The 24,777-nt window shown below is 63.6% G+C and carries 24 protein-coding genes; 10 read left to right on the top strand and 14 right to left on the bottom strand.

Annotated elements, in window-relative coordinates; translation table 11 throughout:
* The first annotated feature begins 109 nt into the window (after positions 1-109).
* Genes dapE through FH041_RS00265 form a run of 3 tightly spaced genes read left to right on the top strand, consistent with a single transcriptional unit; the run spans position 110 to position 2,471 of the window.
* Positions 110-1,261, top strand: coding sequence for a succinyl-diaminopimelate desuccinylase (dapE, locus tag FH041_RS00275; protein WP_027913861.1), 1,152 nt, complete (start codon positions 110-112; stop codon positions 1,259-1,261).
* Entirely contained in the window at positions 1,261-2,073 is an 813-nt protein-coding gene (locus tag FH041_RS00270; protein ID WP_027913860.1) for a putative RNA methyltransferase, read from the top strand. The genes dapE and FH041_RS00270 overlap by 1 nt, the downstream gene beginning before the upstream one ends.
* A gap of 17 nt (positions 2,074-2,090) precedes the next feature.
* Positions 2,091-2,471, top strand: a complete 381-nt coding sequence (locus tag FH041_RS00265) for a hypothetical protein (protein ID WP_023534045.1) — start codon at positions 2,091-2,093, stop codon at positions 2,469-2,471.
* Between the two features lie 60 nt (positions 2,472-2,531).
* Here the strand turns inward: FH041_RS00265 and FH041_RS00260 are convergent, their stop codons facing one another.
* Positions 2,532-2,741, bottom strand: a complete 210-nt coding sequence (locus tag FH041_RS00260) for a cold-shock protein (protein WP_023534051.1) — start codon at positions 2,739-2,741, stop codon at positions 2,532-2,534.
* A 244-nt stretch (positions 2,742-2,985) separates the two neighbouring features.
* Here FH041_RS00260 and plsB point away from each other — a divergent pair, with 244 nt between their 5' ends.
* Together plsB and FH041_RS00250 are read left to right on the top strand one after the other, a co-directional pair.
* Positions 2,986-5,472 (top strand): glycerol-3-phosphate 1-O-acyltransferase PlsB, encoded by a 2,487-nt coding sequence (plsB, locus tag FH041_RS00255; protein ID WP_140174112.1) that lies wholly within the window; start codon positions 2,986-2,988, stop codon positions 5,470-5,472.
* A gap of 28 nt (positions 5,473-5,500) precedes the next feature.
* Positions 5,501-6,187, top strand: coding sequence for a DUF4197 domain-containing protein (locus FH041_RS00250; RefSeq protein ID WP_027913858.1), 687 nt, complete (start codon positions 5,501-5,503; stop codon positions 6,185-6,187).
* A gap of 57 nt (positions 6,188-6,244) precedes the next feature.
* On the opposite strand, the gene FH041_RS00245 is transcribed toward FH041_RS00250, so the two are convergent.
* Together FH041_RS00245 and FH041_RS00240 are read right to left on the bottom strand one after the other, a co-directional pair.
* Positions 6,245-9,313, bottom strand: coding sequence for an efflux RND transporter permease subunit (locus FH041_RS00245; protein ID WP_027913857.1), 3,069 nt, complete (start codon positions 9,311-9,313; stop codon positions 6,245-6,247).
* 6 nt (positions 9,314-9,319) lie between these two features.
* Positions 9,320-10,417, bottom strand: coding sequence for an efflux RND transporter periplasmic adaptor subunit (locus tag FH041_RS00240; protein ID WP_027913856.1), 1,098 nt, complete (start codon positions 10,415-10,417; stop codon positions 9,320-9,322).
* A 173-nt stretch (positions 10,418-10,590) separates the two neighbouring features.
* On the opposite strand from FH041_RS00240, the gene FH041_RS00235 reads away from it, so the two are divergent.
* The gene (locus tag FH041_RS00235) at positions 10,591-11,232 is read left to right on the top strand and encodes a TetR/AcrR family transcriptional regulator C-terminal domain-containing protein (RefSeq protein WP_027913855.1); all 642 of its coding nucleotides are present in this window, start codon (positions 10,591-10,593) and stop codon (positions 11,230-11,232) included.
* A 78-nt stretch (positions 11,233-11,310) separates the two neighbouring features.
* Here FH041_RS00235 and FH041_RS00230 read toward each other — a convergent pair whose 3' ends face one another.
* Positions 11,311-12,087 (bottom strand): class I SAM-dependent methyltransferase, encoded by a 777-nt coding sequence (locus FH041_RS00230; protein ID WP_059183687.1) that lies wholly within the window; start codon positions 12,085-12,087, stop codon positions 11,311-11,313.
* A gap of 104 nt (positions 12,088-12,191) precedes the next feature.
* On the opposite strand from FH041_RS00230, the gene FH041_RS00225 reads away from it, so the two are divergent.
* Positions 12,192-12,812, top strand: a complete 621-nt coding sequence (locus FH041_RS00225) for a hypothetical protein (protein ID WP_027913853.1) — start codon at positions 12,192-12,194, stop codon at positions 12,810-12,812.
* Between the two features lie 2 nt (positions 12,813-12,814).
* Here FH041_RS00225 and FH041_RS00220 read toward each other — a convergent pair whose 3' ends face one another.
* The 7 genes from FH041_RS00220 to ppc form a co-directional block, all read right to left on the bottom strand.
* On the bottom strand, positions 12,815-13,504 hold the full coding sequence (locus tag FH041_RS00220) for an extensin family protein (RefSeq protein WP_027913852.1): 690 nt from the start codon (positions 13,502-13,504) through the stop codon (positions 12,815-12,817).
* Positions 13,501-14,334 (bottom strand): oxaloacetate decarboxylase, encoded by an 834-nt coding sequence (locus FH041_RS00215; RefSeq protein ID WP_140174111.1) that lies wholly within the window; start codon positions 14,332-14,334, stop codon positions 13,501-13,503. Before FH041_RS00215 ends, FH041_RS00220 begins: the two co-directional genes overlap by 4 nt.
* A 29-nt stretch (positions 14,335-14,363) precedes the next feature.
* Entirely contained in the window at positions 14,364-15,233 is an 870-nt protein-coding gene (locus tag FH041_RS00210) for a DUF72 domain-containing protein (RefSeq protein WP_140174110.1), read from the bottom strand.
* Between the two features lie 3 nt (positions 15,234-15,236).
* A complete protein-coding gene (locus tag FH041_RS00205; protein ID WP_049695516.1) occupies positions 15,237-15,527 on the bottom strand; it encodes a hypothetical protein in 291 nt (96 codons plus the stop codon).
* 130 nt (positions 15,528-15,657) lie between these two features.
* Positions 15,658-16,332, bottom strand: a complete 675-nt coding sequence (gene tsaB, locus FH041_RS00200) for a tRNA (adenosine(37)-N6)-threonylcarbamoyltransferase complex dimerization subunit type 1 TsaB (protein WP_140174109.1) — start codon at positions 16,330-16,332, stop codon at positions 15,658-15,660.
* A gap of 166 nt (positions 16,333-16,498) precedes the next feature.
* Positions 16,499-17,149, bottom strand: a complete 651-nt coding sequence (adk, locus tag FH041_RS00195) for an adenylate kinase (RefSeq protein ID WP_140174108.1) — start codon at positions 17,147-17,149, stop codon at positions 16,499-16,501.
* A gap of 256 nt (positions 17,150-17,405) precedes the next feature.
* Positions 17,406-20,033, bottom strand: a complete 2,628-nt coding sequence (ppc, locus tag FH041_RS00190; protein ID WP_027913846.1) for a phosphoenolpyruvate carboxylase — start codon at positions 20,031-20,033, stop codon at positions 17,406-17,408.
* Positions 20,034-20,230: 197 nt separating this feature from the next.
* On the opposite strand from ppc, the gene FH041_RS00185 reads away from it, so the two are divergent.
* From FH041_RS00185 to FH041_RS00175, 3 genes are all read left to right on the top strand, one after another.
* A complete protein-coding gene (locus tag FH041_RS00185) occupies positions 20,231-20,572 on the top strand; it encodes a hypothetical protein (protein ID WP_027913845.1) in 342 nt (113 codons plus the stop codon).
* Positions 20,573-20,851: 279 nt separating this feature from the next.
* Positions 20,852-21,265 (top strand): DUF4398 domain-containing protein, encoded by a 414-nt coding sequence (locus FH041_RS00180; protein ID WP_023534068.1) that lies wholly within the window; start codon positions 20,852-20,854, stop codon positions 21,263-21,265.
* A gap of 50 nt (positions 21,266-21,315) precedes the next feature.
* Positions 21,316-22,098 carry an OmpA family protein gene (locus FH041_RS00175; protein ID WP_027913844.1) on the top strand — a complete coding sequence of 261 codons (783 nt, stop codon included), beginning with the start codon at positions 21,316-21,318 and terminating at the stop codon, positions 22,096-22,098.
* 88 nt (positions 22,099-22,186) lie between these two features.
* On the opposite strand, the gene FH041_RS00170 is transcribed toward FH041_RS00175, so the two are convergent.
* The 3 genes from FH041_RS00170 to FH041_RS00160 are packed head-to-tail and all read right to left on the bottom strand — an operon-like array spanning position 22,187 to position 24,703.
* Positions 22,187-22,513 carry a hypothetical protein gene (locus FH041_RS00170; RefSeq protein WP_023534135.1) on the bottom strand — a complete coding sequence of 109 codons (327 nt, stop codon included), beginning with the start codon at positions 22,511-22,513 and terminating at the stop codon, positions 22,187-22,189.
* Positions 22,510-23,433, bottom strand: coding sequence for an alpha/beta hydrolase (locus tag FH041_RS00165; RefSeq protein ID WP_140174107.1), 924 nt, complete (start codon positions 23,431-23,433; stop codon positions 22,510-22,512). Before FH041_RS00165 ends, FH041_RS00170 begins: the two co-directional genes overlap by 4 nt.
* Positions 23,405-24,703 carry a flavohemoglobin expression-modulating QEGLA motif protein gene (locus tag FH041_RS00160; protein WP_177438137.1) on the bottom strand — a complete coding sequence of 433 codons (1,299 nt, stop codon included), beginning with the start codon at positions 24,701-24,703 and terminating at the stop codon, positions 23,405-23,407. Before FH041_RS00160 ends, FH041_RS00165 begins: the two co-directional genes overlap by 29 nt.
* Between the last annotated feature and the right edge of the window lie 74 nt (positions 24,704-24,777).

Here is a 24,777-nt window from a genome sequence, read left to right as displayed (position 1 = left end):
AATGCGTGCAGGGGCCGGCTTGTCGGCGATTGGGCCGTGAAGCCCGACATCATTTGATATAAGATAACGCCCCTCAGCTTTCCCGCCTTGCCTTGCCCCGGAGTTCCCCATGACGGCCCCTGCCGAGCTCTCGCCTACCCTTCAACTGGCCTGCGACCTGATACGTCGTCCCTCGGTCACCCCCATCGACGCCGATTGCCAGGCGCAGATGATGCAGCGCCTGGGCGCCGTGGGCTTCGAGCTTGAACCGATGCGCATCGAGGACGTCGACAATTTCTGGGCCACCCATGGCACCCAGGCAGGCCCGGTGCTGTGCTTTGCTGGCCATACCGATGTCGTGCCTACCGGCCCGGTCCAGCAGTGGCAACACGAGCCGTTCCAGGCGCTGATCGATGCCGACGGCATGCTCTGCGGCCGTGGCGCGGCCGACATGAAGGGCAGCCTGGCGTGCATGGTGGTGGCCAGCGAACGCTTCGTGCGTGACTACCCAGGCCACCGGGGCCAGGTTGCCTTCCTGATCACCAGTGACGAGGAAGGCCCGGCCCATCACGGCACCAAGGCCGTGGTCGAGCGCCTCAAGGCGCGCAACCAGCGCCTGGACTGGTGCATCGTCGGCGAGCCCTCCAGCACCAACGTGCTGGGCGATGTGGTCAAGAATGGCCGTCGCGGCTCGCTCGGCGCCACGCTGACCGTACGCGGCAAGCAAGGCCACGTCGCCTACCCGCACCTGGCGCGCAACCCGATCCACCTGGCCGCGCCAGCGCTGGCCGAACTGGCAGCCGAGCATTGGGACCAGGGGAACGCCTTCTTCCCCCCGACCAGCTTCCAGATTTCCAATCTCAACGCCGGGACCGGTGCAACCAACGTGGTGCCCGGCGAACTGACGGCGCTGTTCAACTTCCGCTTCTCCACCGAGTCCACCGTGGAGGGCCTGAAGGCTCGGGTCTCGGCGATCCTGGACAAGCATGAACTGGATTGGTCGGTGGAGTGGGCGTTGTCCGGCCTGCCGTTCCTGACCGAGCCGGGCGAGCTGCTCGATGCGGTTTCGGCCAGCATCAAGGGCGTCACCGGCCGCGACACCCAACCCTCGACCAGCGGCGGCACCTCCGATGGCCGCTTCATTGCCACCATGGGCACCCAAGTGGTCGAACTCGGCCCGGTCAACGCCACCATTCACCAGGTCGACGAGCGCATCCTAGCCAGCGACCTGGACCTGCTGACCGAAATCTACTACCAGACCCTGGTACGGTTGCTCGCCTGATGCTGACCTGCCCACTCTGCCAGGCTGCCCTGAGCCCGCTGGACAACGGTGTGGTGTGCCCAGCGGGCCACCGCTTCGATCGCGCGCGCCAGGGCTACCTGAACCTGCTGCCGGTGCAGCACAAGAACAGTCGCGACCCAGGTGACAACCAGGCCATGGTCGAGGCACGCCGTCATTTTCTGGACGCTGGCCATTATGCACCGGTGGCCGGACGGCTGGCGCAATTGGCGGTCGAGCGCCAGCCAGGTACTTGGCTGGACATCGGTTGCGGCGAAGGCTACTACACCGCGCAATTGGCCCAGGCACTGCCTGATGCCCAAGGCTACGCCCTGGATATCTCCCGCGAGGCCATCAAGCGTGCCTGCCGCCGCGCACCGGACGTCACCTGGATGGTAGCCAGCATGGCGCGCGTGCCGCTGGCCGATGCCAGCTGCCAGTTCATCGCCAGCGTCTTCAGCCCGCTCGATTGGGCCGAAGCCAGCCGTGTGCTGAGCCCAGGCGGTGGCCTGATGCGCGTAGGCCCTACCAGCGGCCACCTGATGGAGCTGCGCGAAGTGCTCTACGACCACGTGCGCCCCTATGCTGACGACAAGCACCTGGCCCTCGTGCCCCAGGGCATGTATCACGCCCATGGCGAGGTCCTGGAATTTCGCCTGAGCCTGGCCGAACCCCAAGCCCGCGCTGCCCTGCTCGCCATGACCCCGCATGGCTGGCGCGCCAGTGCAGAGCGTCGGGCGCGCGTGATCGAGCAGCCGGAACCGTTCGAGGTCACCGTCTCCATGCGTTTTGACTATTTCGTGCGCCAAGCATGAGCACACCCGGAGGTGTTATGCGCCAACCTGATATCGAGATTTATCTCAAAGACGCCGAAGTCGACCACAAGCAGATTGCAGCCTGGCTGACCCAGGCCATCGGCCCGTGCACCGAATGGAAGCAGAAAGGCCAGACCTACAAGTGCCAGGCCGGTAACATTCCGGTCACTTGGTTACCCAAGGCTGTAGGGAAATGGAACAGCCTGTACCTGGAAAGCGACCAGACGCCCTGGGCCGATGATATCGCCTGTGGTCGTGATGCCCACGCGGCTCTGGGTGTGGAAGTACGCTGTGCACCCGGCGGCTGGGTAGAGGAAGACGGCGAGGAAGATGCTGACCGCTGGGTGCGTATCAGTGCCGACGGCGAAGAGGAAATCACCTGGCGCACGTCGCCCTGATGGGCGTCCCTGAAGCTGCAAGCACAGCCGGCTTGCAGCTTCAGGCTTGAGCCTGGTCGCTCAGAGACCCACGACATCCTCGGCCTGCAGGCCTTTCTGGCCCTGCACGCAGGCATACTCGACCTGCTGGCCCTCGACCAGGCTACGATGCCCCTCACCCCGGATGGCCCGGTAGTGAACGAAGACATCTGCGCCCCCTTCCCGTTGAATGAAGCCATAGCCCTTGGCATCGTTGAACCACTTCACGTTCCCAGTCTCACGAGACGACATCTGCACTACTCCGGATTTTTATTGTGAAAATCGCCTTGCAGACACGAGACAATCGCCCCGAATCAGCGCCGCGTGCGTAAATCTCCTGCAAGCGGCAGGCCTGATCGGTGCTGGCGCATAAAAAAATTGAAGACAGGCCACGTGCACGTCAAGCTAGGCGCAATGCGAACGACTGGCCTATCTGGGCTAACCGCGCAGTGATCGCTGCGCTCGGCACTCTTCACCCTCAACCAGGGCTCTTTTCATGACCCGTTCTCCCCTGCACCGCTTGGTATTCGGCGTTCTGCGCCGGTTCTTGTACCTGTGGGTGCGCTCCGAAACCATCAATCAGTCAGCCCTGACCCTCAAGCTCGACCGCAGTCGCCCTGTGTTCTACGCCTTGCCTTCGCCTGCGCTGACGGACCTGGCGGTGCTCGACCACGAGTGCACCAAGGCAGGGCTGCCACGCCCGGTACTGCCAGTGGTCGTCGGCCCCCTGCACGAGGCGGCTGCGTTCTTCTACCTCACCCCCGACCCGGACTGGCTGGGGCGCCATGACAAAAGTGGCGCCCCGCCTACCCTGGAACGTCTGGTCGAAGTGCTCGGCCAGCACGCCGAGGAAGATGCGCAGATCATTCCGGTCAGTGTGTTCTGGGGGCAATCGCCCGACAGCGAGTCGAGCCCGTGGAAGCTGCTGTTTGCCGACAGCTGGGCGGTGACCGGCCGCTTGCGCCGCTTGCTGACCGTGCTGATCCTGGGACGCAAGACCCGGGTGCAATTCTCCACCCCGATTCACCTGCGCGAACTCGTGCAGCACAACAAGGGCCACGCCCGCACCGTGCGCATGGCCCAGCGCCTGATGCGCGTGCACCTGCGCAACCTCAAGACAGCGGTCATCGGGCCGGACATCTCCCACCGACGCAACCTGGTCAAAGGCTTGATCCATGCGCCGTTGGTGCGCCAGGCCATCGCCGAGCACGCTGAGCGCGAGCACGTGCCCCAAGCCAAGGCCGAGGCACAGGCCCACCACTACGGTAACGAAATCGCCTCGGACTACACCTACACGGCCATTCGCTTTCTCGAAGTGGTACTCAGCTGGTTCTGGCACAAGATCTATGACGGCATTAAGGTCAACCACATCGAGCAGGTCCAGGGCATCGCCCCGGGCCACGAGGTGATCTACGTCCCTTGCCACCGTAGCCATATCGACTACCTGCTGCTGTCGTACTTGCTGTTCAAGAACGGCCTGACACCACCGCATGTGGCGGCCGGCATCAACCTGAACATGCCCGTGGTGGGCAACCTGTTGCGCCGTGGTGGCGCGTTCTTCATGCGCCGGTCGTTCAAGGGCAACCCGCTCTACACCGCCGTGTTCAACGAATACCTGCACACGCTGTACACCAAAGGGTTCCCGGTGGAGTACTTCGTCGAGGGCGGCCGCTCGCGTACCGGGCGCATGCTCCAGCCGCGCACGGGAATGCTGGCCATCACCCTGCGCAGCTTCCTGCGCTCCTCACGCACGCCGATCGTGTTCGTGCCTGTCTACATTGGGTATGAGCGCGTACTCGAAGGCCGTACCTACCTCGGGGAGTTGCGCGGGGCGAGCAAGAAGAAAGAATCCATTTTCGACATTTTCAAAGTGCTAGGTGCGCTCAAGCAACGCTTTGGCCAGGTCTACGTCAACTTCGGCGAACCCATCCGCCTGGCCAGCTTTCTCGACCAGCAGCAACCCGGCTGGCGAGACCAGGACCACGGGCCACAGTACCGCCCGGCTTGGCTCAGCGAAACCACGACGCGCCTGGGCGATACCGTCGCCAGGCACCTGAACGGCGCAGCGGCCATCAACCCGGTCAACCTAGTGGCGCTGGCCCTGCTTTCCACCAGCAAGCTGGCCCTGGACGAACGTGCGCTGGTGCGCGTGCTCGACCTGTACCTGGCGTTAATGCGCCAGGTGCCCTACTCCGCACATACCACAGTGCCCGAAGGCGACGGTCAGGCCCTGATCGAGCATGTGCGCGGGATGGACCTGGTGGCAGAGCAGAAGGACGCGCTTGGGCGCATTCTGTACCTGGATGAAAACAACGCGGTACTGATGACCTATTACCGCAACAATGTCCTGCACATCTTTGCCCTGCCTGCCCTGCTGGCAAGCTTCTTCCTGAGTAGCTCGCGCATGAGCCGCGCCTTGCTTGGCCAATATGTCCATGCCTTGTACCCCTACCTGCAGGCGGAGCTGTTCCTGCGCTGGGAACCTAAGCAGTTGGACGAGGTGATCGACCTGTGGCTTGGCGCGCTGGTCGAGCAAGGCCTGCTTCGCCAGAACCACGACATCTTTGTCCGTGCAGCGCCCAGTTCTCGTCAGTTCGTGCTGCTGACCCTGCTGGCGCGCAGCATCACCCAGACCCTGCAGCGCTTCTACATGGCGACTTCGCTGCTGCTCAACAGCGGCCAAGGTACCCTGAGCGCCGAAGCGCTCGAAGCACTGTGCGTGATGATGGCCCAGCGCCTTTCGATCTTGCATGGCCTGAACGCACCGGAATTTTTCGACAAAAGCCTGTTCCGCCACTTCATCCAGACGCTGATCGACCAAGGTGTGCTGCGCGAGAATGCACACGGCAAACTGAGCTACAGCAACAAGCTAGGCGGGTTGGCCGAAGGCGTGGCCAAGCGCGTGCTGTCGGCCGAGTTGCGCTTGTCGATCCGCCAGGTTGCCCTGCACGGGGATGATGGCCTGGCAACGGCGACCCTATGAACCTTTTTCTGAATACAAGGACACTGCCATGACCCGCTCCTCCCTGCGTCTGACCACCCTGTGCGCCGGCCTGCTGCTGTCGGCCAGCGCCTTTGCCCTGTCGCTTGGCGACCTCAGCCAGAAGGACGCCACCGGTGGCCTGAAAGACGCACTGACCCAAGGCGCGCAGTTGGCCGTCAAGCAGCTGAGCACGCCGGGCGGCTTCAGCAACAACCCGGACGTGCGTATCGAGCTGCCCGGCAACCTGGGCAAGGCGGCCAAGGCCATGAAAATGTTCGGCAAAGGCGACCAGGTGGACGCGCTCGAAGCCGGCATGAACAAGGCCGCTGAGGCGGCCGTGCCGCAGGCCCAGGCGATTCTCGTCAACGCCGTGAGAAACATGACCGTGACCGATGCCAAGGGCATTCTAAGCGGCGGTCAGGATTCGGCCACCCAGTACCTGAACAAAAGCAGCCGCGAGCAGATCCGTGCCAAGTTCCTGCCAATCGTCAAGCAAGCGACCGACCAGGTCGGCGTGGCCCAGCAGTACAACGCCTTCGCCGCACAGGCCAAAGGCCTGGGGCTGATCAAGAATGACGCCAACATCGAGAACTACGTGACGGAAAAGGCAATGGACGGTTTGTTCGAGATGATCGCCAAGCAGGAGCAGAGCATTCGGCAGAACCCTGCCCAGGCCGCCACGAGCCTGGCCAAGAAGGTATTTGGCGCACTCTGATCGCTACCTGAAAGGGGCCCCGCCGCGGGCCCTTTTTACACCGCAGCAAAAAGGCCGCTAGTCGCGTTCCCTGACCTTGAACCAGGCGGCGTACAACGCCGGCAGAAACAGCAGGGTCAAGGCGGTGGCGACGATCAGCCCGCCCATGATCGCCACGGCCATTGGCCCGTAGAACACGCTGCGCGACAACGGGATCATGGCTAGCACGGCCGCCAAGGCCGTCAGCACGATAGGCCGGAAACGGCGCACCGTGGCTTCGACGATGGCCTGCCAGCGCCCCAGCCCGGATGCGATATCCTGCTCGATCTGGTCCACCAGAATGACCGAGTTGCGCATGATCATGCCCGCCAGGGCAATGGTCCCCAGCATGGCGACGAACCCGAACGGCTGGTTGAACACCAGCAGGAACAGGGTCACGCCAATCAAGCCCAGCGGCGCCGTCAGAAAGACCATGACCGTGCGAGAAAAACTGCGCAGCTGAATCATCAGCAGGCTCAACACGACCACGATGAACAACGGCATGCCGGCATTCACCGATTTCTGCCCACGTTCGGCATCTTCCACCGTGCCACCCACCTCTAGCAGATAGCCATCGGGCAACTTGGCCCGGATGCCTTGCAAGGTAGGCTGTACCTGCTTGACCACAGTGGCCGGCTGTACCTTGTCGTAGATATCGGCCCGCACGGTCACCGTCGGCAGACGGTCGCGGTGCCAGATGATGCCTTCCTCGAAGCCGTAGGTCAGCGTGGCCACCTGTGACAGGGCCACGCTACGCCCGTTGTCCGTGGGCAGCGACAAGCTGGCGAGCTGGCTCAGGTCGTTGCGTTCCTGTGAGGTGCCTCGCAGCAGGATTTCGATCAGCTCATCGTCTTCGCGGTACTGGCTGACCGCGGTGCCTGTGAGCGAGCTTTGCAGGAAACTGGACAACTGGCGGGTGCTGACGCCCAAGGCGCGGGCGCGGTCCTGGTCGATTTCCACGAACACGGCTTTGCTGGGCTCTTCCCAGTCCAGGTGCACATTGACCACATGGGGGTTCTCCCGCACCTTTTCTGCCACTTCCCGGGCCAGGGCGCGTGCTTGTTCGATGTGCTCGCCTGTCACTCGGAACTGCACGGGGTAGCCCACCGGTGGGCCGTTTTCCAACCGGGTGACGCGCGCGCGCAGATCAGGGAACTGCTGCTCGACCGTGCTGATCAGCCAACTGCGCAAGTCTTCGCGTGCTTGCATGGAGTCGGCCAATACCACGAATTGGGCGAAGCTGGCAGCGGGCAGTTGCTGATCCAAAGGCAAATAAAAGCGCGGCGACCCTGAACCGACATAGGCGACATAGTTGACGATGCCCTGTTGCTGCTTGAGCAACTGCTCAAGCTGCCGGACTTTCTCGCCCGTGTTGACCAGCGATGCGCCTTCGGCAAGCTTCAGGTCGACCATCAGCTCAGGACGCCCGGAGGCCGGGAAGAACTGCTGCGGTACGAAGCGAAACAGGAACACGCTGCCCACGAACGCGGCGATGGTCAGCACGATAACGGTCTTGCGGCGCCGCACGCACCATGCCACCACACGGCGCACACGCTGGTAGAAGGGCGTGGCATACGGGTCCGGTGCAGCGCCGCCGTTACCGTGGCGAGCGGCGTGTCGCTTGGCCAGATCCGGCAGCAACCGCTCGCCCAGGTAGGGCACGAAGAGCACGGCGGCCACCCAGGAGGTGAGCAACGCAATGGTCACCACCTGGAAGATCGACCGTGTGTACTCGCCGGTGCTGGAGGCAGCCGTGGCAATGGGCAGGAACCCGGCTGCGGTGATCAGGGTGCCGGTCAGCATGGGGAATGCCGTGCTGGTCCACGCATAGCTTGCCGCTTTCAGGCGGTCGAAGCCCTGCTCCATCTTGATCGCCATCATCTCCACGGCAATGATGGCGTCATCGACCAGCAACCCCAGGGCGAGCACCAGCGCACCCAGTGAGATCTTGTGCAGGCCGATGCCAAAGTAGTACATGGCGGCGAAGGTCATGGCCAGCACCAGGGGGATGGCCAGCGCCACCACCAACCCCGTGCGCACGCCCAGCGAAAAGAAACTGACCAACAACACGATCACCAGCGCCTCGCACAGCACCTGGACGAACTCGCCAACCCCTGCCTTCACCGCAGCGGGCTGGTCGGACACCTTGCGCAGCGACAAGCCGGCCGGCAAGCCGCGGGCCAGACGCTCGAATTCCGCTTCCAGGGCCTTGCCCAAGGTCAGGATGTCACCCCCATCCTTCATCGACACCGCCAGGCCGATGGCGTCTTCGCCCATGAAGCGCATCCGCGGCGCAGGCGGATCGTTGTAGCCCCGGTACACGCGCGCCACATCGCCCAGGCGAAACGTGCGCTCGCCCACGCGCAGTGGCAACTGGCGAATCTGCTCGACACTGTCGAATCGCCCACTGACCCGCAGTTGCACACGTTCGCTGGGCGTTTCGAAGAACCCGGCCGTGCTCACCGCATTCTGCTCCTGCAACGCCTGCTGCACCGCCTGCAAAGGGATGCCGAGGGTGGCCAGCTTGACGTTGGACAGTTCGATCCAGATCTTCTCGTCCTGCAAACCGATCAGCTCGACCTTGCCCACATCCTTGACCCGCTGCAGCTGGATCTGAATACGGTCCGCATAGTCCTTAAGGACCGCGTAGTCGAAACCCGGCCCAGTCAGCGCATAGATGTTGCCGAACGTGGTGCCGAACTCATCGTTGAAGAACGGGCCCTGCACCTCGGGTGGCAGCGTGTGGCGGATGTCGGCGACCTTCTTGCGTATCTGGTACCACAATGTGGGGATATCGGCCGAGTGCAGAGAGTCGCGGGCCATGAAGGTCACCTGCGATTCACCGGGGCGCGAGAACGAGACGATCTTTTCGTACTCGCCGGTTTCCATGAGCTTTTTCTCGATGCGCTCCGTGACCTGGCGCGCCACCTCCTCAGCGGTGGCGCCGGGCCACAGGGTGCGGATGACCATGGCCTTGAAGGTGAAGGGCGGGTCTTCGCTCTGACCCAGCTTGGTGTAGGACAGCGCGCCAACGCCCGCGAGCAGTATCATCAAAAAGAGTACGATCTGGCGGTTGCGCAGCGCCCAGGCAGAGAGGTTGAAACCCATCCCGAGTTACTCCTTGCCCGTCAGGTCGACTGTACGGTTGGCGCGGTCCACGGGTCGCACCTGCTGGCCTTCGCGCAGCACATGACCGCCGGCTGCCACCACCCAGTCGTCAGCCGCAAGCCCCGCGAGCACAGGCACGCTGTCAGTCCCATAGGCGCCAAGCTGCACCGTGACCCGCTGCACACGGTGCTCGCCAGTGACCCGCCAGACGTACGCCTGGCCGGCTTCAGCCGTGACGGCCGACAGGGGAACCGACAACGGCACCTGCCCTGGGTGGGCGACCAATACCCTGGCGCTCTGCCCCAGCGTTGCCGGCACCTCGTTGGAGGTAAAGGCAACCCGAGCCGCGTAGGTTCTGGAGCGCGGATCGGCGGCCGGCGACAGCTCGCGGATCCGCCCCTCGAAGCGCCGCCCCGGGTGCGACCACAGCTCCACGGTGACCGGTTGGCCCACGGCGAAGCGGGCGTATTGCTGCTCGGGGACGGCGATGGCCACTTCGCGCTCGCCGTCAGCTGCCAAGGTCAATACCGTCTGACCCGCAGCGACGACTTGACCGACTTCGACCAGGCGCCTGGCTATCACCCCTGCCTGAGGCGCGCGCAACACAGCGTAGTCGGCCTGGTTACCCGCCACGTCGAACTCGGCCTTGGCCTGCTTGAGCCGGGCGACCCCAGCGCGATAGAGGTTTTCGGCGTTGTCGTACTGCGAGTGGCTGATCATCTGCTTGTCGAGCAACTTCTGGTAACGGTCACGCTCGGTGCGCACCAGCGCCAGGTTGGCCTCGGCACCGGCTACCTGCGCGCGGTTAGCCTCCAACTGCAGGCGCACATCCTGCGGGTCCAGTTCAGCCAGCGGCTGGTTGAGCTTGACCCGTTGCCCTTCTTCGACAAGCCGCTTGCTGACCTTGCCACCAATGCGAAAAGCCAGTTCCGGCTCCAGTCGCGCCCTCACCTCGCCTGGGTAGTTATCGGCCATCGCCTCGGCTGGCCGCGGCTGAACCACCAAAGCAGGGCGAACCACCGCAGGTAATGCAGGTTCCTGATTGCACGCCGTAAGCATCAAGAGGACCATGGGCAGGGCAAGGCTGAGGGCACGGGGCAACATCGGGAATCCCTTCGCAAAATGCTGATCGAATATTTGAACTGGCCGGTATAGTAAGTCAGCCATCAAGGCACGGGAAGAGCGTCCCGAGGTTTTTTTGGAGCGTTTGCGCGCTATTGCGGTCAAGAACAGCGAGCCACGCTCAAGCCGTATAAGATAGGCAACCTTCAAGGCAGATGCAGATCCCAATGTCCAACGACGTCTCCAGCGGCCCAGGCCGCCCAAAGGACCTTGCCAAGCGCCAGGCCATTCTCGAAGCGGCCAAGTCGCTGTTTCTGAGCCTGGGTTACGCAAGTACCAGCATGGATGCGGTCGCGGCGGCAGCGGGTGTATCGAAGCTCACGGTGTACAGCCACTTCACCGACAAACAGACACTGTTCTGCTCGGCGGTCATGGCCACGTGTCAGTTGCAGTTGCCCGATCAACTGTTCGAATACCCCGAGCACGCGCCGATAGAAGAAGTGCTCTTGACCATCGCCCGCAGTTTCCAGGCCCTGATCAGCAGTGACGAAGCCGTCAAGCTCAGTCGCCTGATCATGGCCCAGGGCAATAGCGATCCAGGCTTTGGCGAGTATTTCTACGAGGCCGGGCCCAAGCGGGTGCTGGCGGGAATGGAGGCCTTGCTGCGCGGGGCCGACGAGCGCGGGCTGTTGCGGATCGATGACCCGCTCAGGGCAGCGGAGCATTTCTTCTGCCTGGTAAAAGGCGCGCCGGATTACCGCCTGATGCTGGGCTGCGCCGAGCCGCTGTGCGGCGAAGCGGCCGAGGCGCATGTGTGCGAGGTGGTCGAGGTGTTTCTGCGCGCATTCAGGCCCTGAGTCGGACCAGACTCGACAACCCACGTTGATCGTCCAGGGTTGCCTGCGGCGCAGGGCCCGGCCACTCTCATGCGGTGCTCAGCCTTTCAAGGCCTTCTTGGGGTAGATGTCATAGCGGCTCGACTTGCCCTCAAGGCCGTGGCTGGGTTTGGGTCCGTCGATGATCGGCGCCTTGCGCGGTCGCTTGACCACCACGCGGTGGGTCGCCAACGCCAGCGCCGCTTCGAGCAGCGCCGGGGCGTCCAGGTCGTCGCCGACCAACGGGCGGAACACGCGCATTTCCTTTTTCACCAGGGCGCTCTTGTCCCGGTGGGGAAACATCGGGTCCAGGTAGATCACCTGCGGCGGCTCGCCTTCCCAGTTGCGCATGCACTCGATGGCGTTGCCCGTCAGCAGGCGCATGCGCGCGACGATTGGCCCGACGTCCTCATCGGCACGGGCCCGCGCCAACCCGTCTTCCAGTAGCGCAGCCACAAGCGGCTGGCGCTCGATCAGGGTCATGTGGCAACCCAGACTGGCCAGCACGAAGGCGTCCTTGCCAAGCCCTGCGGTAGCGTCGAGTACCACCGGCCTCACACCCTGGGCGATGCCCACGGCCTTGGCGATCATCTGCCCGTTGCCACCGCCGAACTGGCGCCGGTGGGCAGCCTGGCCTTCGACGAAGTCGACCCGCACCGGGCCGGGGGCCTGGGGCCCCAACTGCTGGACCTGCAAACCCTCGGGGCCCAGCTGAACGGCGAACTGCGCGTCGTCATCCTGCAAGGGCAAGCCCAAGCGCTGCGCCCATGCCTGCGCCTGGCCCGCATACTCCTCGGACATCGCCTCGACCCTGATCCCCACGCCTTGCTCTTGCATCGCTCACACCTGAAAAAAACAACCTGGCCCTTAATGAACCGGCCAACGCGGCCGATACAGGCAATATCCCGCTATTCTGCCAGAGCACAACGCGCGCGACTGCCATGTCAGAAATTCTTCCTATCGGCTTGACCTACCTGTCGCCTGTCGACAACTACAGTCAGCACAACACCCAGGCACTGGGGGGCGTCAGCCACCTGTGGCAGGATTTCTTCGCCCGGGCAATGGCGGAGCAATCTGAAACGCCCGTCGACAGCGTCAGCCAGTCATTCGTGCAGTACGACCAGGCCAGCGGAGAACCTGTCGGCGGCGCCCGTGCCCTGGCCTTGATCGACGCGCAACGCGCCTGCCCGGTGCAAGACACCGTGGTCGCGCCACCCGAGCCGTTGTTCCTGCCCAAGGCCGAACTGGAGGCCAACCTGCTGCCGCCCGCCCCCGAGCCGTTCGGTGCGCTGGAAATGATCGAGCAGCAGCGTCAGCTTGATATCGACAACAGTTGGGTTCGGCCCGTGGTCGCCCGTCAGGGCCAACCCTTAGCTGAACCGGGTCCCGGCCCTGCACCACGGCCTCTGTTCCTGCCGATCGCCGAGTTCGACAGCACGTTGCTGGACCCGGCCCCCGAACCGTTCGATGAACCGACCCTGGCACGCCAGCAGCACGACCTGGCCTTCGACATGCACTGGGCGCGCCCAGTGGTGTTGAACAACGTGCGCGCTTACGCCTGAGGCTAACGGCACACCTGCCAACGGCCCATGTCTACATGAAAGTGATCGCGGTGCGCAGCATTGTACTCCGGCCCCAGCACCGTGCTGAAGTGCTCGCACGCCGCCTGACGTACCTCACGCAAGAACATCGCCTTGTCCCCGGTCCCCTGCCAGTCGCGCGCCAGGACGATGCGTTGGCCGTCCCGCAGACGAAAACCTGCAATGTCCAGGGCGTTGGCGCTGGCATGCTGGCTCAAGCGCCCTGCCTTGCGGTTGTAGACGTTGCGGCAGGCAAAGCTACCCAGGTGATCGACCTGCACCACCGACTGGCCCAGCACGCGCTGAGCCACCGGCTGCAGGCCGTGGCGCTCGAACAGGGCGTAGGCGACCGCCAGCGGGCAGCTGGCCAGGAAACTGCTGCTCAAGCGGGCCTGCCCACCTTCGATACGCCAGACATTGCTCAGTGGGCATTTGGCCGAGGCTGGGCTGTCAGCCTGCGCCCGGTAGCGCAGTTGACTGCTTTGAAGCGCCTGTTGGCAAAGCGCCGGGTCGTCGCGCAGACGCTTGAGCTTGAAGCCAGTCAGCCAGTTGGGCGGCTGGCTGACGTCCAAGGGGGCAAGCGGGTTCCACTGCGCAGGCGGGCGCCAGCCCAGGTGCCACGCCTGGCCGGCGGCCAGCACCAGCACGCCCAGAAGCAGCAGAACGACTTTCATCCGCGGCGGAACAGCTCATTGAGCTGATCGAACGGCAAGGCCTGCTCGGCGTAGCCAAACGTACCCTGTTCACGGATTTCCTGCGCAGCCCGCTGTAAGGCGCCAAAGGCCGCACGCGCCATCGACGAACCGACGCTAACGCGCCGTACACCCAGGTCCTGAAGCTGGTTGACGCACAACGGCACCCCCGCCATGCCCATCAGCACGTTCAGTGGGCGAGGCGCCAGCGCCTGCACCACTGCCCGCACTTCCTCGGCCGTACGCAGCCCAGGGGCGTAGAGCACATCGGCGCCCGCCTCGGCGAAAGCCTGCAGGCGCTCGATGGTGTCGTCCAGGTCCTGGCGCCCGTGCAGCAGGTTTTCCGCGCGCGCGCACACGGTGAAGGGAAAAGGCAGGCTGCGCGCCGCCTGCACGGCAGCACGAACACGCTCCACCGCAAGGCCCTTGTCGTAGATAGGTGACGCGGCGCGGCCACTGGCGTCCTCGATGGAGCCACCGACCAGCCCTGCTTCAGCAGCGCGCAGAATGGCCTGGGCGCAATCCTCGGGCAGATCCCCGAAGCCGTTCTCAAGGTCCGCAGCCACTGGCAATGCGGTGGCGTCGACGATTTCGCCTGCGTTGTCCAGCACGTCATCGAGGCTTAGCGCCCCTTCGGCATCCGGGCGCCCCAGGCTGAAGGCAAGCCCGGCGCTGGTGCTGGCCAAGGCCTCGAAACCCAGGCTGGCCAGCAGCTTGGCTGAACCGGCGTCCCAGGGGTTGGCCATGACGAAGGCGCCATCGCGTTGATGCAAGGCCTTGAAGGCTTCGGCTCGCAGGGTTTGCACATCCATGATCAAGCACTCCGGCAATGGGGAAGAAATCAGAGCAGGCCCAGCTGTTCGACCTCCGGCGCTCGCGGCAATTCCGGCAGTGCGGCCAGCCCGGGCAGGCGTAGCATGAGCCGCTGGTGGAAACGTCGCGCCAACGCGGCCGCCAGGCGGTTGTCAGCAGTGTGCAAGAAGATGTACGGGCTGCGCCCCTCTTCGATCCACGCAGCCAACTTGTCCACCCAAGGGGTCAGGAAGGGTTCGTTGTACTCAAGCGCCGGATGGCCGATGAAGCGCACCTGCGGACGCTGACTGAACGCCGCTGGTCGCGGCGGAACGTTGGGCTTCTTGGACTGGGCATGCACGATGGCGGGGTCAGTGGAGGTACAGCTGAACAGCGCCCTGGGATCGAGACACACCCGCTCGACACCCAAGTCGGCCAGCAGGCGGTTGAGCGCGCGTTCATCCTCGCCCTTGGCGAAGAACGCCGGATGGCGCACCTCCACTGCAACGTTCACACCCACCTGCTGCAGGAACTGGCTCAGCTCTGCCAGTCGCCCCGGGCCGTACGAAGCGGGCAACTGCAGCCAGTAAGGGGACACGCGCGGCCCGAGCGGCGCCATCAGGCGAATGAAGTCAAAGGCAGGTTCGAGATGGTCGCGCAGGTCGCCACCGTGGCTGATGTCGCGGGGGAACTTGGCCGTGAAGCGAAAATGCGCTGGCATCGTTGCCGCCCACCGGACCACCGTGGCAGGCGATGGCCTGGCATAGAACGTGGTATTGCCTTCGACGGCATTGAAGACCTGGCTGTACAGCCCAAGCATTTGCGCGGCGCTGGCGTCGGCAGGGTACAGGTACTCACGCCAGGCGTTTTCGCTCCACGAGGGGCAGCCAATGAAATAGGGGATGGACGGCAGGCTCATCCGTCAAATGTACAGGTCGAGCCCCAGTACTTCCATGTCCCAGTCGGTAAAGCCTGCTGTGCTCAGGTAACTGGCAAGTGCCGAGGCGGTGCGCCGGTCACGGGCGCGGGGGAACACCATGTCCTGCTGACGGGCTGGCAGCGTCCCGGTACGGCGCCGAGCAGCAGGCTCCTGGGCTGCCATGGCGACCTCTTCCACCAGTTCGCCATCATCGGCCACGTCATCATGCACCGCTGCCTTGCGCGGCGTACGCTTGATCGGAAAGGACTGTGATGAGAAACCGTCGACACGCATGGCATGAGCACCCAGGACCAATGATGGCAATTTAGCAGCATTGATGGCCCGCCGCTAATGCTCGATTGAGAACTTGACCACACTTTATGCAAAAGGTTGTAGCACTATCGAGCGTGCCCGACGAACAGCCTTACTGCTTTTTGGGCGTTGCCACGTTATCGCGCAGGTAAATCGGCTGAGCCTGCTCAGCTGCGATGGCTTCACCCCGGGCCCAGGCAAAGCGCGCCAGGCTCAGCACATCAAGGGCACTGGGCAAGGCCGAGGGGTCGCTTGCGTCAGCAGTGACCGCCAGGCGCTCGGCATAGCCCCAACCCGTACCTGCTCCGAACCATAGTCCTTGCGCCCCTGCTGGCAACGCCACACGTTCGGGTGGCAGCACCGCTTCAGCGCCTTGCAGGCGCATTTCCCCGGCTATGGCCTGATAGCAGCCCCAGTACACTTCGTCCATACGCGCATCGATGGCGGCGGCCACTTGCTGGGCACCCTGTTGACGCAGTGCGCCCTGGGCCAGCGCTGCGAGATTGGACACCGGCAACACGGGCCGCTCCAGGGCAAAAGCCAGCCCCTGCACCACGCCGATGGCAATGCGCACACCAGTGAACGCACCCGGGCCACGGCCGAACGCAATGGCATCGACCGTGCCCAGGGCTACGCCGGATTCGGCCAGCAGTTGCTTGATCATTGGCAGCAACTTCTGAGCATGCATGCGTGGGATCACCTCGTAATGGCTGGTTACCTTACCGTTATGCAGCAGTGCAACGGAACAGGCTTCGGTGGCGGTATCCAGGGCCAACAAGGTGGTCATCGAACAGGTATCCAGGTGTGAGTGGGAAAGAGCGCGAGTATAGAGCAGCCGCGCCTTCGTGTCCCAAAGGGCCGCCGTGTGGGCTGCCGGGGATGCGCCCACACCGCACAAGGCCAAAAACGACAACGGCCCGCAAGCGGGCCGTCGTTCAATGACAACGTGCCGATCAGCTCAGCGCGGCCAGTACCTTGGCAGTGATCGCTTCTACCGAGCCCACACCTTCGATGTGGCTGTACTTGGGCTTGCCATCGTTGGTCGCCGACAGCTTCTGGTAGAAGTCTACCAGTGGCTTGGTCTGGCTGTGGTAGACCGACAGGCGATGGCGAACGGTTTCTTCCTTGTCATCATCGCGCTGGATCAGGTCTTCGCCAGTGACATCGTCCTTGCCTTCGATTTTCGGCGGGTTGTACTGGACATGGTAGGTACGGCCCGAGGCCAGGTGCACACGACGGCCTGCCATGCGGCCAACGATCTCTTCGTCGTCCACGGCGATCTCGACCACGGCATCAATGTCCACGCCTGCAGCGACCATGGCCTCTGCCTGCGGGATAGTGCGCGGGAAACCGTCGAACAGGCAGCCGTTGGCGCAATCAGGCTGGGCGATGCGCTCTTTGACCAGGCTGATGATCAACTCGTCGGAGACCAGTTGGCCGGCATCCATGACTTTTTTCAGCTCCAGGCCCAGGGGCGTGCCGGCCTTGACCGCCGCACGCAGCATGTCACCGGTGGAGATCTGTGGAATACCGAACTTCTCGGTGATGAACTTTGCCTGAGTACCTTTACCGGCCCCGGGAGCTCCCAGCAGAATTACGCGCATCTTGTGCTCCTCAAATTTTTGTATGCAATTCAATGGATTCGGCAACCAGGGCCAAGTCCGGAAATTAGGTATGACCATGAATCGGTCAGAAGGCTGCTCAAGATACACAGCGCCTGCCAGCCCGACAAGCGTCCCAAAGTTGCATGAATGCACCACTTCAGGTCGAGCGGGTCAGTGGTTGCGCCCAGCGCAACCCCCGTGCCGTCGCTGTTCGATGCACCCCTGCACCTTTCTGAAGCAGCCCCGCCCCCTCCCCTCAACCGGTGTTGCGCAGCCCCGCGGCGATACCGGCGATGGTCACCAGCAACGCCTGCTCCAGCGGGCTGTCCAGAGCGGCCTGGCGGTCACGCGAACGCGCCAGCAGTTCTGCCTGTAGCCGATGCAGCGGGTCCAGGTAGGTATTGCGCAGGCGGATGAATTCCAGGGTTTCGGGGCTATGCGCCAGTAGCACCTGCTGCCCGGTCAGGCTCAGCACGACCTGGCACGACTGCGACAATAGGTCGCGCAGCTGTGTACCTAAAGGTAGCAGGTGCGGTTGCACCAGACGTTGGTCGTAGGCCTCTGCAATTTGGGCATCGGCTTTGGCCAGGACCATCTCCAGCATGTCGATGCGCGTGCGGAAGAACGGCCACTGCTCGCGCATCTGCGCAAGCAACGGGCCCTGCCCAGCAGCCAGCGCGTTGTTCAGTGCCGTCTCCCAACCCAGCCAGGCTGGGAGCATCAGTCGAGTCTGGGTCCAGCCGAAGATCCAGGGGATGGCGCGCAGGCTTTCGATACCGCCGGCACGTCGCTTGGCCGGGCGACTGCCCAGCGGCAGGCGCCCCAACTCCTGCTCGGGGGTCGACTGGCGGAAGTACTCGACGAAGTCCGGGTGCTCACGCACCACGTCGCGGTAGGCCTTGACCCCATCGGCAGCCATCTGATCCATGAGGTCGCGCCAGGCCGGCTGCGGGGGCGGCGGTGGCAGCAGCGTGGCTTCGAGCACGGCGGCCAGATACAGGTTGAGGTTCTGCTCGGCAATGCCAGGCAAGCCGAACTTGAAGCGGATCATCTCCCCCTGTTCGGTGGTGCGGAACCGCCCGGCGACCGAACCCGGCGGTTGCGACAAAATGGCGGCGTGAGCCGGGCCGCCGCCGCGCCCCACCGTACCGCCCCGGCCATGGAACAGCAGCAACTCGACCTGGTGCTCGGCGCAAATGCGCACCAGGCTTTCCTGGGCGCGGTACTGGGCCCAGGCCGCGGCCGTGGTGCCCGCATCCTTGGCCGAATCGGAATAGCCGATCATGACCTCCTGAGGGCCATGCAGGCCGGCGCGATAACTGGGCAGCGCCAGCAGACGCTGCATCACCGGGCCCGCGTTATCCAGGTCAGCCAAGGTTTCGAACAGCGGCACCACCCGCATCGGACGGGTCAGGCCGGTTTCCTTGAGCAGCAATTGCACCGCCAGCACGTCCGACGCAGCACCTGCCATCGAAATCACGTACGAGCCCAGCGAGGCGCCTGGCGCCGCGGCGATCTCCCGGCAGGTGGCCAACACCTCGGCCGTCTCGTCCTGAGGCTCGAAGTGGGCTGGCAGCAGCGGCCTACGGTTGGCCAGCTCCTGTTCCAGGAAGTCGATACGCTGTTCCTCATCCCAGTCGGCATACCGGCCCATGCCTAGGTACTCGGTGATTTCGCTCAGCGCATCACGGTGACGCGCGGCGTCTTGGCGCACGTCCAGCCTGACCAGGAAGAGGCCGAAGGTCACGGCCCGGCGCAGGCAGTCCAGCAGCGGGCCATCGGCGATGATGCCCATGCCGCAGTCATGCAGCGACTGGTGACACAATTGCAACGGTGCAACCAGCTCGCGGTTGTCCACCAGCACGTCAGGCCCAGGCGGTACGTTGGCAGACAGTGCCGAATGGGCCCAGCTGCGAGTTGCCCGCAAGCGCTCGCGCAGTTGCTTGAGCAGCGCACGGTAAGGCTCCGGGCTGTCGCCCACGTGCTCGCGCAAGGCCGTACTGGCCTGTTGCATGGAAAGCTCGGCCGCCAGCGCATCGATATCGCGCAGGAACAGGTCCGCTGCCATCCAACGCGCCAGCAGCAGGACTTCCCGGGTGACCTTGGCGGTAACATTGGGGTTGCCGTCCCGGTCGCCGCCCATCCACGAAGCGAAGCGGATGGGGGCCGCCGTCAGTGGCAGCCGCTGGCCGGTCGCCTCCTGCAGGGCGTGATCGACTTTGCGCAGGTGGTTGGGGATGGCGTGCCACAACGAGTGCTCGATCACGGCGAAGCCCCATTTGGCCTCATCCACGGGCGTGGGGCGTGTACGGCGGATTTCCTCGGTATGCCAGGCCTCGGCAATCAGACGGCGCAAGCGGTCGCGGATCTGCGCGGTTTCGGCGGGGGTCAGGTCGCGATGATCCTGGGCAGCCAGCTGGGCGGCGATGGCGTCGTACTTCTGGATCAGGGTACGCCGCGAGACTTCGGTAGGGTGCGCAGTGAGCACCAGCTGGATATCCAGGCCAGCCAACTGCCGCGCCAGGTCCTGATCGTCATGGCCGGCCTGCTTGAGGCGGGCCAGCAGCTCCGGCAGCACGCGGGCCTCGAAGGGCTCGGGCTGGTCGGCATCGCGGCGTCGTATCAACTGGTATTGCTCGGCCATGTTGGCCAGGTTGAGGAACTGGTTGAATGCCCTGGCCACCGGCAACAGTTCGTCATCGTCCAGATCACCCAAGGTCGAGCTGAGCTCTTCGCCGGCATTGCGTCGATCAGCTTTCGCGCTGTGACGAATATCCTCGATCTTCTGCAAAAATTCATCGCCATACTGGTGACGAATCGTGTCGCCGAGCAGCTCTCCCAGCACATGGACATCTTCACGCAAACGCACATCGATATCGGTCATTGGCCCTCTCCGTGGCGCAGCTCAAGCGCCTGGCATGCCTTGTTAGGCTCATCGCGCTGCCTGTGAGGCCGCGACCTCATGCCAGAGTGCCAAGAGCAAGGCGGCGATGGCAAGCCATGCACACCCAAAGCAAACTAATGTCGATGCTCACCACTCTCATGCCTTGCGTGCCCTAGCAGGCGCTAACAGAGGTCATCATGAAAATTCGTGAACTCGCCCAGCACTGGGAACAGAACGCGGCCGGCACCCTCAGCCGTACCGAACATGTGTTGCACCTTGATCTGGAGTCCGAAGCGCGCCTGGCGGCGCTCATCGACATGTACCCCAAGCGAACCGCCGAAGCGCTACTTGGCGAACTGGTCGGTGCGGCGCTGGAGGAGCTGGAGGCAAGCTTCCCCTATGTCCAGGGACGCCAGGTCATCGCCACCGATGAAGAGGGTGATCCCTTGTACGAAGACGTAGGGCCCACGCCCCGCTTCCTCGCACTTTCGCGTCAGCATTTGCATGCGCTGAACGGGGCGGGGGGAGATGAGAAATGACCGTCGCCCGACCAAGACTTCGGTTGCTGGCCGTAGCGAAAACCGCTTGGGCAGGCAAAAGTTCCGCTGAATTTCAGCTGACCGATTAGTCAGAAAGAGTTACTCGTAATCTGGACTTTTTACTGAACTATTCGAAAATTCTTCCAGTCGGAGCCAATAGCCATCACGCTAAAACCCTGCACACCGGTACTTGTGCGCCATTCAGCTGAAGCGCATGAAAACGGTCCGGGGAATGAGCGATGGACTGCTACGGACATCGTCATTATCAGGAGTGATCCAATGGAGCTGACCACCATGAAAACCCGCACTGTCAAACCTTCATCCACTTACGTGCGCGGGTTCAAGCTGGCCGCGCTGGCCCTGGGCAGTAGCCTGGTCCTGGCTGGCTGTGCAGGCAACCCGCCAACCGAACAGTATGCTGTGACCCAGTCCGCCGTGAACTCTGCCGTCAGCGCAGGCGGCACCGAGTACGCTGCTGTCGAAATGAAAGCAGCTCAGGACAAGTTCAAGCAGGCCGAAATCGCCATGCATGACAAGAAGTACGACGAAGCCAAGCGTCTGGCCGAACAGGCCGAATGGGACGCGCGTCTCGCCGAACGTAAGGCCCAGGCGGCCAAGGCCCAGAAGGCCGTACAGGACGCCCGTCAAGGCGCCCAGGACGTACGTGAGGAAGGCCTGCGCAGCGCTCAATGAGCCCTGCCCTGTCTCCCTTAGCCTTCGCACTCGATCAAAGGATGAACACTATGCGCAAACACGTCATGATTCCCGCCCTCCTGGCCCTGAGCGTCGGTCTCGCTGCCTGCTCGCACGACCCGAACGCCAACCTGGAAGCGGCTCGCACCAACTTCTCTTCCCTGCAGAGCGATCCGCAGGCCAGCAAAGTGGCTGCCCTTGAAACCAAGGACGCCCAGGACTGGCTGAACAAGGCTGACAAAGCCTACATGGACCGCGAAGACGAGCAGAAGGTCGACCAACTGGCCTACCTGACCAACCAGCGTGTTGAAGTGGCCAAGCAGACCATCGCCCTGCGCACTGCTGAAGGCGACCTGAAAAACGCCGCCGCGCTGCGCGCACAGGCCAAGCTGGACGCCCGTGACGCCCAGATCGCCAAGCTGCAGCAAAGCCTGAACGCCAAGCAGACCGAGCGCGGCACCCTGGTAACCTTCGGCGACGTGCTGTTCGACTTCAACAAGGCTGAGCTCAAGAGCAATGCCTACCCGAACATCACCAAGCTGGCTCAGTTCCTTCAGGAAAACCCTGAGCGCAAAGTGATCGTCGAGGGTTACACCGACAGCGTCGGCTCGGCCAGCTACAACCAGTCCCTGTCCGAGCGTCGCGCCGGCAGCGTACGCATGGCACTGGTCCGCGCAGGCGTAGACCCAGCGCGCATCGTTGCCCAGGGCTACGGCAAGGAATATCCGGTTGCGGATAACTCCAGCAACTCGGGCCGTGCGCAGAACCGTCGTGTGGAAGTGACCATTTCCAATGACAACCAGCCAGTTGCACCGCGTTCTTCGATGAAGTAACGCTGCACGGCAGGAACAAGAACCCCGCGCTGGAGCGTCCCTTCAGCGCGGGGTTCTTTTTTGGTGCTACCGGTTAGCCACGTAGGCCCTATCGCACCTGCTGCGGCGTATCGGCGCCCACGCAGCGTACGGCGCGCTTGCGGCTGTCGACGAGCACGCCACTGAGGCCTTTTTGCTGGGTATCGAACAGTACCAGCACGCCATCGGCGCACTGGGCTACCTGCGCTGCGGGCTCCAGTGACACCTTGTAGTCTTCGCCCGGTACCGTCTTGAGCATGGTGAAATCCTGCAGCAACAAGGCATCCTCAGGCTTGGCGAAGTGCAGGTAGCCGTAGTACCACAGGGCCCCCACCGTCACGATAATGCTGCCGACTCCTGTCAGGATCAGCGGTATGGCGTTGCGTTCTTCGCTCATTGCGGGTTCTTCTCGTCATAGGCATTGGGCACTTCGGCGAGCCGCCGCAGGCCGGTGAAGTGGCTGGGGTCATCCAGAAAACGCAGCATCACTTCACGCCAGGTAGGGTCGGCGAACGTCTGCACGTGTCCACCTCGGGTCAACTGCAGCACCCGTGGAGGGGGTGCCTGCTGATACAGGCGGATGACGTTGTTCATGGGTACCAGGTCATCATCGATGCTGTGGAAAAAGAGCTTGGGCGGGCTGGTCAGCTGCCCGACGGACTCGATGGCGCTATCGGCATCGGGCACCAGCCAGGACAACGGCACCTGAAGCGGCCAGGTCATCCACGAGGTGCTCAAGGCGTATCGGCCCACCGCCCGGTAGCTGGCCGGAACGCCGTCGAACACCAGAGCGCTGAAGCGTTCGCGCTGCTCGGGATGGGCCGCCAGGTAGTGGATGGCCATGGCACCGCCCAGGCTCTGCCCCAGCAAGACCAGGGGCTTGCCCTTGACCTGCGGAGACTGGTCGAGCCAGGCCATGGCGGCGGCGATATCCTGATAGACCTCAGGTAGCCGCGGCTTGCCATCGGACAGGCCGTAGCCTCGGTAGTCGATCATCAGCACTTGGTAACCCTGCTCCGGCAACCAGTAGCTGCCGCCCAGGTGACCGGGCAGATTGCCCCCATTGCCGTGCAGGTGCAGTACCGTGCCCTTGACCGCCACCCCTTGCTTGGCCGGCAGCCACCAGGCATGCAGGCGTACACCGTCGGCGGCGACCAGGGTGACATCGCTGTAGGCGAGCCTGGCGCGCTCTGGCGTGAACGCTTGGCCCCGCTCAGGGTAGAACAGCAAGCCGCTGCAACCGCCCAGCAGCACCAGCACCATGCCCGCCGTCAGCAGGCGGAGCCCGTCAAAGGATATTCGCGTAGTCGGTTTCAATACGGTCCAGGCTCAAGTGGTTGAGGAAGTTGGAAAAGCACATCCAGGCCGACAAGGCGTTCAAGTCGCGGAATTGCTCAGGCAGGTACTTGGGCGGCTCCACCAGGCCCTCCTCGACAAGCTGGCGCAGGGTGCGCATGTCTTCGAGGGTGGTCTTGCCACAGAACAGCAGCGGTATCTGCTCCAGCTTGCCCTTCTTCACGGCCAACTGAATGTAGTTGTAAACCATGATGAAGCCCTTGAGGTAGGACAAGTCCTTGGTGAATGGCAAGCCATTGGGCACCGACCCACGGAATACCCGGCTGGCATTGCTGTAGCTCTGCCCCATGTCGAAGCCCTGCTCCTGGAAGAACCGGTACACCTGCATGAAGTCCGCACCGTCCTCGACCATGTGTATGGCGCGGGTGCGGTTGGTCAGTTTGCGCAGGCGGCTGGGGTAGGAGGCGAAAGCGATGACTTCCATCAGGATGGCCAGGCCTTCCTGGGTCACCGTCGAGGACGGCGGGCCCTTGGCCAGGAACGTGCAGATAGGCTGGTTCAGGCCATTGAGGGTAGTGCCCACGTGCACCAACCCCTCGTGCACTTCCAGGGCCCGTACATCGCGCGCGTTGAACATGGCATCGGCACGCACCTTGATGTAGTCGGCACCGGCGGCGGCATCGGCCACGATACCGTCGGACTCGAACACGCGAATGGTCCCCTCGGCTTCACCGAACACCTTGTTCAACCGGCACTGGAGGATTTCCACCGCCTGCTTGGCCGTCAGGTCCTTCGGCTCGTCCTTGAGGTCACCGCGTCCATCGATGTTGTTCAGGTAGTCCGACAGCATCAGGCCAAGGTCGGCCAGGGTCGGGTCACCGGCATGGAAAACATCGGAGGCAGCGCCGTACAGCTCCTGGGAAATCAGACCGAAATCTTGCGTACCCCTGGCCTCGAGCATGCGCACGACCATGCGGTACTCGCGGCACATGCGTTTCATGATCTGCCCCACGGGGCTGAACTGGCCAAGCTGGCGAATGATGTCACGCTCGATGGCCTGGAACTCCGCCTTCACAGCGCTGGAGTCGAACCCCAGTGAGCGCGCCTGATAATAGGCACGGTCCACGGCAGGCGGGATCTTGCCCTTGGCCTCGAAGAAGCCGCGACGGATGCCATCGTCCCACTTGACTGCATCGAGCACGCGAATCGGCGTTTGCGCAGCCACGATGCGGTCGGACAGTGCGCGAATGGTTTGCTGGTACTCGTCCACAAAGAAATCCTTATCGGCCATCAGGCCAAGCCATGTCCCGCTCGTGTCGGCCGACTCAAGTGTCGAGCAGCCGAGGCGAGAGTGCGCCCTTGGCG

The organism is Pseudomonas sp. SWI7, from assembly GCF_006351945.1.
Taxonomy (GTDB): Bacteria; Pseudomonadota; Gammaproteobacteria; order Pseudomonadales; family Pseudomonadaceae; genus Aquipseudomonas; species Aquipseudomonas fulva.
Note: the sequence above shows the minus strand (reverse complement) of the source record. Positions and strands in the feature narration are given on the sequence as shown.